At 63.2% G+C, this 12,422-nt stretch carries 13 protein-coding genes; 7 read left to right on the top strand and 6 right to left on the bottom strand.

The window, feature by feature from the left end; genetic code table 11:
* Positions 1-43: 43 nt before the first annotated feature.
* The 6 genes from RD110_RS14240 to RD110_RS14215 form a co-directional block, all read right to left on the bottom strand.
* Entirely contained in the window at positions 44-637 is a 594-nt protein-coding gene (locus RD110_RS14240; protein ID WP_076204996.1) for an LOG family protein, read from the bottom strand.
* A 2-nt stretch (positions 638-639) separates the two neighbouring features.
* Entirely contained in the window at positions 640-1,065 is a 426-nt protein-coding gene (locus RD110_RS14235; RefSeq protein ID WP_275425851.1) for a diacylglycerol kinase, read from the bottom strand.
* A 37-nt stretch (positions 1,066-1,102) separates the two neighbouring features.
* Positions 1,103-1,639: an RDD family protein gene (locus RD110_RS14230; RefSeq protein WP_076200093.1), complete on the bottom strand. Its 537-nt coding sequence runs from the start codon at positions 1,637-1,639 to the stop codon at positions 1,103-1,105.
* Positions 1,640-1,697: 58 nt separating this feature from the next.
* Positions 1,698-2,270, bottom strand: a complete 573-nt coding sequence (locus tag RD110_RS14225; RefSeq protein ID WP_239467037.1) for a DUF3106 domain-containing protein — start codon at positions 2,268-2,270, stop codon at positions 1,698-1,700.
* A 143-nt stretch (positions 2,271-2,413) separates the two neighbouring features.
* Complete coding sequence (locus tag RD110_RS14220; RefSeq protein WP_076200092.1) at positions 2,414-2,866, bottom strand: DUF3619 family protein; 453 nt, start codon at positions 2,864-2,866, stop codon at positions 2,414-2,416.
* The gene (locus tag RD110_RS14215; RefSeq protein ID WP_076204991.1) at positions 2,863-3,429 is read right to left on the bottom strand and encodes an RNA polymerase sigma factor; all 567 of its coding nucleotides are present in this window, start codon (positions 3,427-3,429) and stop codon (positions 2,863-2,865) included. Before RD110_RS14215 ends, RD110_RS14220 begins: the two co-directional genes overlap by 4 nt.
* Before the next feature lie 261 nt (positions 3,430-3,690).
* Between RD110_RS14215 and RD110_RS14210 the strand changes: the two genes are divergently transcribed.
* The 7 genes from RD110_RS14210 to RD110_RS14180 all read left to right on the top strand — a co-directional run bounded on the left by RD110_RS14210 (position 3,691) and on the right by RD110_RS14180 (position 12,403).
* The gene (locus tag RD110_RS14210) at positions 3,691-5,505 is read left to right on the top strand and encodes an acetolactate synthase 3 catalytic subunit (RefSeq protein ID WP_076200091.1); all 1,815 of its coding nucleotides are present in this window, start codon (positions 3,691-3,693) and stop codon (positions 5,503-5,505) included.
* A gap of 145 nt (positions 5,506-5,650) precedes the next feature.
* Positions 5,651-6,142: an acetolactate synthase small subunit gene (gene ilvN / locus RD110_RS14205; RefSeq protein WP_076200090.1), complete on the top strand. Its 492-nt coding sequence runs from the start codon at positions 5,651-5,653 to the stop codon at positions 6,140-6,142.
* Positions 6,143-6,271: 129 nt separating this feature from the next.
* Positions 6,272-7,288 carry a ketol-acid reductoisomerase gene (gene ilvC, locus RD110_RS14200; protein ID WP_076200089.1) on the top strand — a complete coding sequence of 339 codons (1,017 nt, stop codon included), beginning with the start codon at positions 6,272-6,274 and terminating at the stop codon, positions 7,286-7,288.
* 142 nt (positions 7,289-7,430) lie between these two features.
* Positions 7,431-8,246: a CDP-diacylglycerol--serine O-phosphatidyltransferase gene (gene pssA, locus RD110_RS14195; RefSeq protein WP_076200088.1), complete on the top strand. Its 816-nt coding sequence runs from the start codon at positions 7,431-7,433 to the stop codon at positions 8,244-8,246.
* Positions 8,247-8,448: 202 nt separating this feature from the next.
* Positions 8,449-10,098, top strand: coding sequence for a 2-isopropylmalate synthase (locus RD110_RS14190; protein ID WP_083686273.1), 1,650 nt, complete (start codon positions 8,449-8,451; stop codon positions 10,096-10,098).
* An 18-nt stretch (positions 10,099-10,116) separates the two neighbouring features.
* Positions 10,117-11,655: a 2-isopropylmalate synthase gene (locus RD110_RS14185; RefSeq protein WP_076200087.1), complete on the top strand. Its 1,539-nt coding sequence runs from the start codon at positions 10,117-10,119 to the stop codon at positions 11,653-11,655.
* Between the two features lie 58 nt (positions 11,656-11,713).
* Positions 11,714-12,403: an acetyltransferase domain-containing protein gene (locus tag RD110_RS14180; RefSeq protein WP_239467289.1), complete on the top strand. Its 690-nt coding sequence runs from the start codon at positions 11,714-11,716 to the stop codon at positions 12,401-12,403.
* Positions 12,404-12,422: the final 19 nt, after the last annotated feature.

Genomic DNA, 12,422 nt, shown 5'->3' with positions numbered 1-12,422 from the left:
CCACAAGGCCGATCACTCACCTTGCCGCCCGTCTGCTTTTTCTTTAAATCACGTCGCGCAGCTGTTCAGCCGGGCTGGTTGTGCCGGCGGACTGCACCAGTTGCTGCAGCAGCGCGGGGGTGTCGACGCCGCTGGTGACCAGATCCATCTGCCAATCGTTCATGAAGCCCGACGAAACGGCCGAGTTCAGGAAGGCCAGCAGGCTGTCGTAGAAACCGGCCGTGTTCAAGAGGCCGACCGGTTTGTCGTGGTAGCCGAGCTGGCGCCAGGTCCAGACCTCGAAGAACTCTTCCATGGTGCCGATGCCGCCAGGCAGCGCCAGGAACGCGTCGGCACGCTCGGCCATCATCGCCTTGCGCTGGTGCATGTTGTCGACGATGTGCAGTTCGGTGCAGCCGCGGTGCGCCCATTCCTTCTCGACCAGTGCTTTCGGAATCACGCCAACGACACGCCCACCCGCCGCCAGCGTCGCGTCGGCCAGCAGGCCCATCAAGCCGTTGTGGCCGCCGCCGTAGACCAGTTGGCCGCCGCGTTCGCCGATCCATCGGCCGACTTGGCGCGCTACCTCGGCGAATTCGGGCTGATGGCCGGTGCGCGAGCCGCAGTAGACGCAAAGGGAAAAGGCAGGAGCGGACAGGTTCATGACAGGAATTTATGGAGGAGGGCGCCGGCCCAGGTCAGGCCGCACAGCAATAGACTCAACAGGACGGCGGCGCTGCCCATGTCCTTGGCGCGCTTGGACAGATCGTGCCACTCCGGCCCGATCCGGTCGATGGCGGTCTCGATGCCTGTGTTGAGCAGTTCGACGATCATCACCAGCAGCACGGAGCCGGCCAGCAGCGAGAATTCGACCCATCCCGAAGCCAGCCAGACCGCCGCGGGCAGCAATACGACGGCGGCAATGACTTCCTGGCGGAAGGCGGTCTCGCCCCAGCCGGCGCGGAGTCCGGCCCAGGAATAACCGGCCGCATGCCAGACACGATCGAGCCCGGTACGGGATTTCTGGGCGTTGGTTTCGGGGTTCAGTGGAGGGGAAGACATCGCAGGATTGTCGCCGAGCTTCATGACCGAAACGCCGCGCGCGAAGCCGCGCGCGCGGGATTCAGCGACTCAGTGGCGGGGACGTCACTAGGCGGGTGCCCGCCAGCGCGTCGTGCCAGAACTGGCGCTGCGGATGGAAGCGGCTCAGCAGCGCCCAGACTGCGACCCAGCCCAGCATGATCACCACCGTTTCCCCGGCGCTGAGCGTGAAGGGCGCCATCGCCGCCAGCGGCGGAAGGAACCACAGCCAGCTCAGTGCGTAGCGCAACAATGCCCGCGGCTGTGTGACGGGGCGGCCGAGCCGATCGAGCACCCGGATGTCCCAGGTCTTCATCGCCAAGGTCTGTCCCTTGGCCCAGAACCAGGTGAAGTAGATGCCGAAGATCACGAACAGAAAGGCCTGCAGGCCATGCCGGTTGTCCAGCGCATTGCGGGTCTGGCTCAATGCGCCGAACAGGTAGCCCGCAATGAACACCACACCGAACATCAGCAGACCCTCGTAGGTCCAGCAGGCCATGCGTCGGCGCAGGCCGGGGGCGACCAGCGCGGGCGGTGAAAGGGCGTCGCCGTTGTCGGGCGCACTGGATGCAAAAACCATGAGAGGGGACTGCGGCGGTGAAAACCCGAGAGCTTACCGCGGCCGCCGCCGGCTGGGCTCAAGGTTGCTGAGGCAGCAGCGTATTGCGATCGACCTTGCGCAAGGGCTCGACCGGCAGCACATGCGGCGCGGAGGCCTTGGTCGCGGCATTCGGGGCCGGATTGGCCGTTGCCGTGACGAGTTTTTGCTTGGGCGCAGGTTTGATGGTGGTCGCCGCGCCGACGCGCGGCTTGATCGCTTGGCCAGCGAGTTTTTCTTTTTCTTCCTTGCTCAAGGCCTGGTAGGCCTCCCACTTGGCCTGTTTTTCTTTCAAGGAAAGCTGTTTTGTCTCGGCGAAATTCAGCCGCGCCAGGTTGCGCTGGGCGGGACTCAGCAACACCCATTCGCGCATGCGCTCCTGCAGCTTGGTCTGTTCGGCAGGGGGCAACTTCTCGAAATTGGCCGAGATGGCCAGCCACTTGCGTTTTTGGGTTTCACTCAGCGGGTTCCAGATGGCTGCCAGCGGCTGCAGCGCGCGCTGCTGCGCCGGATGCACGTCTTTCCATTCGGGCTTGGCGACGGTGACTGGACGGCTGGTCTGCCCGGGAATGGGCGTGGATGCCGCAGGCCGGACGGGTGGAGGCGGCGCCACGCGAAAGGTCGAGTCCGAATCGAGGGTCTGTGCCTTGACTGCACTGCCTGCGAGAGCCGTAATGGCGGCCAGGCACAACGCGATCAAAGCACTCGGCCCATGTGGACTCGGCACAAAAATGGGCATCCGGAACGCGCGCTGGGTCACTGTGTTTTCTGATTCGCGTCGAAACTCGACTTGAGATACTGGAGGAAGCCGGGATCGGTATAGGCCGCCGTCGGCAGGTCATCGGTGAGCAGCGCTGAGTCCACTTCGGCAAGATCCCGGATGCGGTTGTCGTCCTGCACGAACTGGATGACCAGCAACCCGGCGACCAGCGCAAACAGCGGCAGGAACGACGCCAGGCGATTGAGCCAACCGGTTTCCTCTTCGTCGCCGAACGTCAAGGCTGCGGCGCCGCCCTGGGCCACCGCGCTGGACGCCGTGCGCACGCTCACCGCCACCTTGCGCTTGGCCACGGCCTGCATGCGCGCGGCGCGCAGCCGTTCGGAAATGTCGTAGGGCAATTCGGCCGCACCATCGGACAGCCGTGCCGTGAGCTCGGCCGCGAAGCGGTCCTGCCGGGCCATCGCCCTGGATTCGTCTGTGTTGGTCATAAATGTATTCCTCGTGCCTTCAGTGCCTTGCTGAGAGCGTGCACGGCCCTGGAGCAGTGCGTCTTGACGCTGCCTTCGGAGCAGCCCATGGCCGTCGCCGTCTCGGCCACGTCCATTTCCTCCCAGTAACGCATCAAAAACGCTTCCCGTTGACGTCCGGGCAATTCCTGGATCTGCGCCTCGATTTCACGCAAGATCTGCGCCCGCCTCGTGGTGTCTTCGGCGCTCTCCGTTCGCTCGGAGTCGTCGAGCACCCGCAAGGTTTCAAGCAGGTCGAAATCGCCGTCCTCGCCGGCCGACTCGAAATCGCTCATGTTGGAGAACAGCGCATTGCGTGTTTTCTGCCGGCGGAACCAGTCGAGCGTGCAGTTGGACAGGATGCGCTGGAACAGCATCGGCAACTCTTCGGCGGGCTTGTCGCCGTAGTGTTCCGCAAGCTTCATCATGCTGTCCTGGACGATATCCAGCGCCGATTCTTCGTTGCGTACGTGATACACCGAGCGTTTGAACGCACGTTTTTCGACGCTTTTCAGGAAGTCTGAGAGTTCTCGTTCGGTGGCCAAGAGGTGCAATCCGCAGGGGCTGGTCGGTGTGGGGGCGGCCGGATTATGGCACCCCTGCGCAATTTTTTACGCATCGCGGACGCGGGCGACTGCGCAGTAATGCCATAATGCGCGCTGCAAGTCAAAAGGCAAACGGGTCAAGGTCCGGCGATGCAAGCAGCGCGCTCATGGCCTCTGGTCTCAAGTTCTGACACAACTCCACAAGAGTCCTGTGAAAGAGCACCCAAGGTATTTCGTTAGAGAAATTCACAAAGGTTCATCATGGAAATCTCCAAAGCCGAAATCGCTTCGGCCGCCGCTGCGTCCTCCGCAGCTCAAAATGCTTCCCGTTCGAACGCCGCTTCTGCATCTACGCAGCAGGAACTGATGGGCGCCGAAATCCTGGTGAAGTGCCTGCAGGCCGAAAACGTCAAGCACATCTGGGGTTATCCCGGTGGCGCGGTGCTCTACATCTACGACGCCCTGTACAAGCAGGACACCATGCAACACGTGCTGGTGCGCCACGAGCAGGCCGCGGTGCACGCTGCCGACGGTTATGCACGCGCCACCGGCGACGTTGGCGTGGCCCTGGTCACCTCCGGCCCGGGGCTCACGAATGCCGTGACCGGCATCGCCACGGCCTACATGGACAGCATCCCGATGGTGATCGTGAGCGGCCAGGTGCCGACGCATGCGATCGGCCTGGATGCCTTCCAGGAATGCGACACCGTCGGCATCACCCGCCCCATCGTCAAGCACAACTTCCTGGTGAAGGACGTGCGCGATCTGGCCGCGACGATGAAGAAGGCCTTCCACATCGCGCGCACCGGCCGTCCGGGCCCTGTGGTGGTCGACATTCCGAAGGACGTTTCCTTCAAGAAGACGGCTTTCCATGGTTACCCCGAAACCCTGGAAATGCGTTCGTACAACCCCGTGCGCAAGGGCCACGGCGGCCAGATCCGCAAGGCGCTGCAGTTGTTGATGTCGGCCAAGCGGCCCTACATCTACACCGGCGGTGGCGTGATCCTCAGCAATGCATCGCAGGAATTGCGCACGCTGGTCGACCTGCTCGGCTACCCGTGCACCAATACGCTGATGGGCCTGGGTGCCTATCCCGCGTCCGATCCGAAGTTCCTCGGCATGCTCGGCATGCACGGCACGATCGAGGCCAACAACGCGATGCAGCACTGCGACGTGCTGCTGGCCGTCGGCGCGCGTTTCGACGACCGCGTGATCGGCAACCCCAAGCATTTCGCGCAGAACGAACGCAAGATCATCCACATCGACATCGATCCGTCGAGCATCTCCAAGCGTGTGCGCGTGGACATCCCGATCGTCGGCGACGTCAAGGACGTGCTCACCGAACTCATCGGCATGATCCGTGAATCCGGCCTGAAGCCCGATGCCGGTGCGCTCGGCGGCTGGTGGGAAACGATCGATGGCTGGCGCAAGCGCGACTGCATGAAATACAGCCTGGGCAAGGGCGACGTGATCAAGCCGCAGCGTGTGATCGAGACGCTGTGGAACATGACCAAGGATTCGGACACCTACATCACGTCCGACGTCGGCCAGCACCAGATGTGGGCCGCGCAGTACTACAAGTTCGACGAGCCACGCCGCTGGATCAACTCCGGCGGCCTGGGCACCATGGGTGTGGGCATTCCCTATGCCATGGGCATCAAGCTCGCCAAGCCCGACAGCGAGGTCTTCTGCGTGACGGGCGAGGGCTCGGTGCAGATGTGCATCCAGGAACTCTCCACCTGCCTGCAGTACAACACGCCGATCAAGATCGTCTCGCTGAACAACCGCTACCTCGGCATGGTGCGCCAGTGGCAAGAGGTGGAATACGCCGGCCGCTACAGCAGCAGCTACATGGACGCACTGCCGAATTTTGTGAAGCTGGCCGAGGCCTATGGCCACGTCGGCCTGTTGATCGAACGCCCTGAAGATGTGGAGCCCGCGCTGCGCGAGGCACGCCGCCTGAAGGACCGCACGGTGTTCATGGACTTCCGCACCGACCCCACCGAGAACGTGTTCCCGATGGTGCAGGCCGGCAAGGGCATCACCGAAATGCTGCTGGGCAGCGAAGACCTTTAAGCGAATCATGGCTGCGACGCAGATCTGATCTGCGTCAGCTGCTATCGATTCGATAGTCGATCAACTTTTTTGACGAATCTATTGCCTGCCGAGCCCGCACATTACCGTGTGCGGGGGAGGGCAGCGAAAAGAGGAATCACACACCATGAAACACATCATTGCAGTTCTGCTGGAAAACGAGCCCGGCGCTCTTTCCCGCGTCGTCGGCCTGTTCTCGGCGCGCGGCTACAACATCGAATCGCTGACCGTCGCGCCCACCGAGGACGCCACCCTGTCGCGCATGACCATCCAGACCTCTGGCTCGGACGACGTCATCGAGCAGATCACCAAGCATCTGAACCGGCTCATCGAGGTCGTCAAGGTGGTCGACCTGAGCGAAGGCGCCTATACCGAACGTGAGCTGATGATGGTGAAGGTGCGCGCCGTCGGCAAGGAGCGCGAGGAGATGAAGCGCATGGCCGACATCTTCCGCGGCCGCATCATCGACGTCACCGAGAAGAGCTACACCATCGAGCTCACCGGCGACCAGTCCAAGAACGACGCCTTCCTCGAAGCCATCGACCGCAGCGCCATCCTGGAGACGGTGCGGACCGGCTCCAGCGGCATCGGCCGCGGCGAACGCATCCTGCGCGTCTAGGTTCAAGAATCGTCCACGCGTGGGTTGACGGGCTCGGCGCGAACGGATTGTGGATGAGGCGATACCGGTCAACGTTCGCCCTGAGCCTGTCGTAACGGCACTTTCGCCAACTTATCTCTGGAGCAAAAAATGAAGGTTTTCTACGACAAAGACTGTGACCTCAGCCTGATCAAGGGCAAGACCGTCACCATCATCGGCTACGGCAGCCAAGGCCATGCCCACGCGCAGAACCTGAACGACAGCGGCGTCAAGGTGCTGGTCGGCCTGCGCAAGGGCGGCGCTTCGTGGTCCAAGGTCGAGAAGGCCGGCCTGAAGGTCGCGGAAGTTTCGGAAGCCGTGAAGGCCGCCGACGTGGTCATGATCCTGCTGCCCGACGAGCAGATCGCCCAGGTCTACAAGAACGATGTGGCCCCGTACATCAAGCAAGGCGCGTCCCTGGTGTTCGCGCACGGTTTCAACGTGCACTATGGCTTCGTGCAGCCGCGCGAAGACCTCGATGTGTGGATGGTCGCGCCCAAGGCCCCTGGCCACACCGTGCGCGGCACCTTCACGCAAGGTGGCGGCGTACCCCACCTCGTGGCCGTGCACCAGGACAAGAGCGGCAAGGCCCGTGACCTGGCCCTGAGCTACGCCATGGCCAACGGTGGCGGCAAGGCCGGCATCATCGAGACCAACTTCCGCGAAGAAACCGAAACCGACCTGTTCGGCGAACAGGCTGTGCTGTGCGGCGGTACCGTCGAACTCATCAAGGCCGGTTTCGAAACCCTGGTGGAAGCCGGCTACGCGCCGGAGATGGCCTACTTCGAATGCCTGCACGAATTGAAGCTGATCGTCGACCTGATCTATGAAGGCGGCATCGCCAACATGAACTACTCGATCTCGAACAACGCCGAATATGGCGAGTACGTGACTGGCCCGCGCATCGTCACCGACGAGACCAAGAAGGCCATGAAGAAGGTGCTGCAGGACATCCAGACCGGTGAATACGCCAAGAGCTTCGTGCTCGAAGCCACGGCCGGCCAGCCCGTGCTGATCAGCCGCCGCCGCCTGAACGCCGAACACCAGATCGAAGTGGTCGGCGAACAGCTGCGCGCCATGATGCCCTGGATCAAGGCCAACAAGCTGGTCGACAAGTCGCGCAACTGATCCCGCCCGGGTTCTTGCGAAAGGCCACCTCGGTGGCCTTTTTTTCGCCCCTCTTTCGGGTGCTCTTTCGCAGGGGATGTTTTGCCGATACCGCGGATGCACTGGCTTACACTAAACGCCCACTTTCTAGGACAGATTTCCAATGCATGACGGTAACGACGCAGACGATGCGCATGACAGCGAAGTCGTGGTGCGCAAGCGGCGCAAGGGCATCTACATCCTGCCCAACCTGTTCACCCTGGCGGCGCTGTTCGGCGGCTTCTACGCGGTGGTGATGGCGGTGAATGGCCGCTTCGACCTGGCCGCCGCGGGTGTATTCTGTGCCATGGTGCTCGACAGCCTGGATGGCCGCATCGCGCGCATGACCAACACCCAGAGCGCGTTCGGCGAACAGATGGATTCGCTGTCCGACATGGTGTCCTTCGGCGCCGCGCCGGCGCTGATTGCCTACGTCTGGTCGCTCAAGGAACTGGGCCGCTGGGGCTGGATCGCGGCCTTCGTCTATTGCGCCTGCGCGGCGTTGCGGCTGGCGCGTTTCAACGTCAATACGGCGGTGGTCGACAAACGCTATTTCCAGGGCTTGCCGTCGCCGGCGGCCGCCGCGCTCGTGGCCGGCTTCATCTGGCTCATGAACGAGTACGAGGTCAGCGGCAGCCAGGTCAAATGGGAAATGTTCGCCCTGGCGCTGTATGCGGGCCTGACCATGGTCACCAACGTGCCGTTCTACAGTTTCAAGGACATCCAGATGAAGAAGAGCGTGCCCTTCGTCGTGATCGTGCTGATCGCGCTCGGCATCGCCGTGATCAACATTCATCCGCCCACCGTGATGTTCAGCATCTTCGTGATCTACGGCTTGAGCGGTTATGCCGTGTACGCCTGGCGCAAGACCAAGGGCCAGCAGACGAGCGTGATCAGCACCTCGACCGACGAGCCCGACGAACGCGGCCTGCACAAATGAGTGTGCGTCCAGGGTGCTTTGCGTGAAAAACTTGTGTTAGAGTCTCGCGCATGAACCAGATTTCGCTAACCCTACTGCTAATCCCCCACGGGCGGAGACAGTAGAGCGCGCGCGCGAAACCTGTACAACGGCCCGTCTGCACCAGCAACGGGCCGTTTTTCATTGGGTTGCTGGTTTTGAAACCGAACATCGAGAGACCACCATGTTGAAGCAGCCAATCACCAAATACCGCGCCTTCGCGCCGATCCGCCTCGCCGACCGCACCTGGCCCGACGCCGTGCTCGACCGGGCACCGATCTGGCTGAGCACCGACCTGCGCGACGGCAACCAGGCGCTGATCGAGCCGATGGACATGGCGCGCAAGCTCAAGATGTTCGAGATGCTGGTGAAGATCGGTTTCAAGGAAATCGAGGTCGGCTTTCCCTCGGCATCACAGGTCGAATTCGACTTCGTGCGCAAGCTCATCGAGGACGACATGATTCCCGACGACGTGACGATCCAGGTGCTGACGCAGGCCCGCGAGCCCTTGATCCGCCGCACCTTCGAATCGCTGGCCGGCGCGCCGCGCGCCATCGTCCACCTCTACAACGCGGTGGCGCCGATCATGCGCCGCGTGGTGCTCGGCATGGACGAGGACGGCATCGTCGCCCTTGCCACCGCCAACGCACAGCTGTTCAAGGACATCGCCGCCGAACACCCAAAGACGAAGTGGACATTCCAGTATTCGCCCGAGATGTTCTCCGGTACCGAGCTCGCTTTTTCCAAACGTGTCGTCGACGCGGTCACGGCGGTCTGGCAACCCACGCCCGAGCACAAGTGCATCATCAACCTGCCCTCGACGGTGGAGCATTCAACGCCGAACATCTTCGCCGACATGATGGAATGGATGCACCGCAACCTCGCGCGCCGTGAGGCGATCGTGTTGTCCGTGCACCCGCACAACGACCGCGGCACGGGCACGGCCGCGGGTGAGTTCGCCTTGATGGCCGGTGCCGACCGCATCGAAGGCTGCCTGTTCGGCAACGGCGAGCGCACCGGCAACCTCGACCTGGTCAACGTGGCGCTGAACCTCTACACGCAGGGCATTTCGCCCGGCCTCGACTTCTCGGAAATCGACGAGATCCGCCGCACGGTGGAGTTCTGCAACCAGTTGCCAGTGCATCCGCGCCATCCTTATGCGGGCGACCTGGTCTACACCTCGTTTTCGGGTTCCCACCAGGACGCGATCAAGAAGGCCTTCAGCGCGCGCAAGGCCGACGACATCTGGGACATTCCGTACCTGCCTGTCGATCCCAAGGATCTCGGCCGCAGCTACGAGGCGGTGATCCGCGTCAACAGCCAGTCCGGCAAGGGCGGGATCTCGTACCTGCTCGAGAGCGAATACGGCCTGGAATTGCCGCGCCGCCTGCAGATCGAATTCAGCCAGGTGGTGCAGGGCGTGATGGACGAGGACGGCAAGGAGCTCACGGCGAAGGACCTGTGGGCTTTGTTCGAACGCGAATACGGCCTGACCCGCATCGCCGTGCCGCAGGTGCCGGCAGGCGAGCAGGGCGTGGGCCCGATCGATGCCTTCGTCAACCACTGGAACGCAAGCTCCGCCACCCAGGTCCGGGTGCTGGACTACCACGAACACGCGCTGAGCGGCGGTGCCAATGCCCAGGCCGTGGCCTACCTGGAATTGCGCATCGACGAGCAGCACACGGTGTTCGGCGTGGGCATCGACGCGAACATCGTCTCCGCCTCGCTCAAGGCCATCGTCAGCGGCCTGCAGCGTGCCGAAGCCCATGCCGGCAAGCGCGACAATGCGCCATCGGCCGAACCTGCTGAATCTGGCGAACCGGCCCGTATCTGAAAATCCAAGGAGCGCCCCATGACCGACAAACTCATCATTTTCGACACCACCTTGCGCGATGGCGAGCAGTCACCGGGCGCGTCCATGACGCGTGACGAAAAGCTGCGCATCGCGCGCCAACTCGAGAGGCTCAAGGTCGACGTGATCGAGGCCGGTTTCGCCGCCAGTTCCAACGGCGACTTCGAATGCGTGCAGGCCATCGCACGTGCGGTGCGCGAATCGACGATCTGCTCGCTGTCGCGCGCCAACGACCGCGACATCTCGCGCTCGGCCGAGGCGCTGAAGGACGCGGAACGCGCGCGCATCCATGTGTTCATCGCGACCTCGGCGCTGCACATGGAGAAGAAGCTGCGCATGACGCCCGACCAGGTGTTCGAGCAGGCCAAGCAGTCGGTGCGTTTCGCGCGCAACCTCGTCGGCGACATCGAATTCAGCCCCGAGGACGGCTACCGCAGCGACGAAGACTTCCTCTGCCGCGTGCTCGAGACCGTGATTGCCGAGGGTGCCACCACCATCAACGTGCCCGACACCGTGGGCTATGCGATTCCCGAGCTGTACGGCAACTTCATCCTGAACCTGCGCCAGCGCATCCCGAACAGCGACAAGGCCGTGTGGTCCGTGCATTGCCACAACGACCTCGGCATGGCCGTGGCCAATTCGCTGGCCGGCGTGAAGATCGGCGGCGCGCGCCAGGTGGAATGCACCATCAACGGCCTGGGCGAGCGTGCGGGCAACTGCTCGCTCGAAGAGATCGTGATGGCGGTGAAGACGCGCAAGGACTATTTCGGGCTGGAGCTCGGCATCGACGCACGCCACATCCTGGCGACGAGCCGCATGGTGAGCCAGACCACGGGCTTCGTGGTGCAGCCGAACAAGGCGGTGGTCGGCGCGAATGCGTTCGCGCACGCTTCGGGCATCCACCAGGATGGCGTGCTCAAGGCACGCGACACCTACGAGATCATGCGCGCCGAAGACGTGGGCTGGAGCCACAACAAGATCGTGCTCGGCAAGCTCAGTGGCCGCAACGCCTTCAAGCAGCGGCTGCAGGAACTCGGTGTGGCCATGGAAAGCGAGGCCGACATCAATGCCGCGTTCGCCCGCTTCAAGGAGCTCGCCGACCGCAAGAGCGAGATCTTCGACGAGGACATCCTGGCCCTGGTCAGCGATGAAAGCGTGGCGCATGACAACGAGCAATACAGCTTTGTGTCGCTGTCGCAGCACAGCGAAACCGGCGAGCGGCCGCGCGCCAGCATCGTGTTCTCGGTGAACGGCCAGGAAGTGCATGGCGAATCGGACGGCAACGGCCCGGTCGACGCCTCGCTCAAGGCCATCGAAACGCATGTGAAAAGCGGCGCCGAGATGGTGCTGTATTCGGTGAACGCGATCAGCGGCTCGACCGAGAGCCAGGGCGAAGTGACGGTGCGGCTGCAGAACAGTGGACGTGTGGTGAATGGCGTGGGCGCCGATCCGGACATCGTGGTGGCGTCCGCCAAGGCCTACCTGAGCGCGCTGAACAAACTCCAGAGCAAGGCCGACCGGGTTGCCGCCCAAGGCTGATCGGGTGACAGCCCTCCCGCAGCGCCTCGATGCGATCGATGCGTTGCGGGGTTTCGCCATGGTCTGGATGACGGTTTTCCATTTCTGCTTCGACCTGCAGACATCGGGCTACATCCGCCAGGATTTTTATGCCGATCCGTTCTGGACCTGGCAGCGCACCATCATCGTGAGCCTGTTCCTCTTCTGCGCCGGCCTGGGTCAGGGCATGGCGGTGGCGCAAGGGCAGGGCTGGGGCCGATTCTGGCGGCGCTGGCGGCTGGTGGCGGTCTGCGCGTTGCTGGTGACGGCCGGCTCGTACTGGATGTTCCCCAGGAGCTTCATCTACTTCGGCGTGCTGCACGGCCTGGCGGTGATGCTGATCGTGGCCCGGCTCACGGCCGGCTGGGGGCGCTGGCTGTGGCTCGCGGGCCTGCTGGCGATTGCTTCCAAATTCATAGCTGAATCCGCACTATCTACCAGCGTCATCGCCGTATTCTTCGATGCAAAACCGTTGAACTGGCTGGGCTGGATCACCCGCAAGCCCGTCACCGAGGACTATGTGCCCGTGTTCCCCTGGCTCGGCGTGGTGTGGTGGGGCGTGGCGGCGGCGCAGTGGCTGCAGCGCACCGGGCCCGCTTGGCTGTCCAAGCCCTTGCCACGGCCAGCGGCCGCGCTGGCCCCACTCGGCCGCTGGAGCCTGTCGTATTACATGCTGCACCAGCCGGTGCTGATCGGCCTGCTCGCCGCCTTCGCCTGGCTGAGGGCGTAAAAAAACGGCCGAAGCCGAA

The sequence above is a fragment of the Rhodoferax koreense genome (assembly GCF_001955695.1).
GTDB lineage: Bacteria > Pseudomonadota > Gammaproteobacteria > Burkholderiales > Burkholderiaceae_C > Rhodoferax_B > Rhodoferax_B koreensis.
Note: the sequence above shows the minus strand (reverse complement) of the source record. Positions and strands in the feature narration are given on the sequence as shown.

Excerpts from the sequence above, each read along its gene's own strand:
- RD110_RS14230 (WP_076200093.1), bottom strand. The coding sequence starts at position 1,639 with ATGGTTTTTGCATCCAGTGCGCCCGACAACGGCGACGCCCTTTCACCG.
- ilvC (WP_076200089.1), top strand. The coding sequence starts at position 6,272 with ATGAAGGTTTTCTACGACAAAGACTGTGACCTCAGCCTGATCAAGGGC.
- RD110_RS14185 (WP_076200087.1), top strand. The coding sequence starts at position 10,117 with ATGACCGACAAACTCATCATTTTCGACACCACCTTGCGCGATGGCGAG.
- pssA (WP_076200088.1), top strand. The coding sequence starts at position 7,431 with ATGCATGACGGTAACGACGCAGACGATGCGCATGACAGCGAAGTCGTG.
- ilvN (WP_076200090.1), top strand. The coding sequence starts at position 5,651 with ATGAAACACATCATTGCAGTTCTGCTGGAAAACGAGCCCGGCGCTCTT.
- RD110_RS14180 (WP_239467289.1), top strand. The coding sequence starts at position 11,714 with ATGGTCTGGATGACGGTTTTCCATTTCTGCTTCGACCTGCAGACATCG.
- RD110_RS14220 (WP_076200092.1), bottom strand. The coding sequence starts at position 2,866 with ATGACCAACACAGACGAATCCAGGGCGATGGCCCGGCAGGACCGCTTC.
- RD110_RS14210 (WP_076200091.1), top strand. The coding sequence starts at position 3,691 with ATGGAAATCTCCAAAGCCGAAATCGCTTCGGCCGCCGCTGCGTCCTCC.
- RD110_RS14190 (WP_083686273.1), top strand. The coding sequence starts at position 8,449 with ATGTTGAAGCAGCCAATCACCAAATACCGCGCCTTCGCGCCGATCCGC.
- RD110_RS14235 (WP_275425851.1), bottom strand. The coding sequence starts at position 1,065 with ATGAAGCTCGGCGACAATCCTGCGATGTCTTCCCCTCCACTGAACCCC.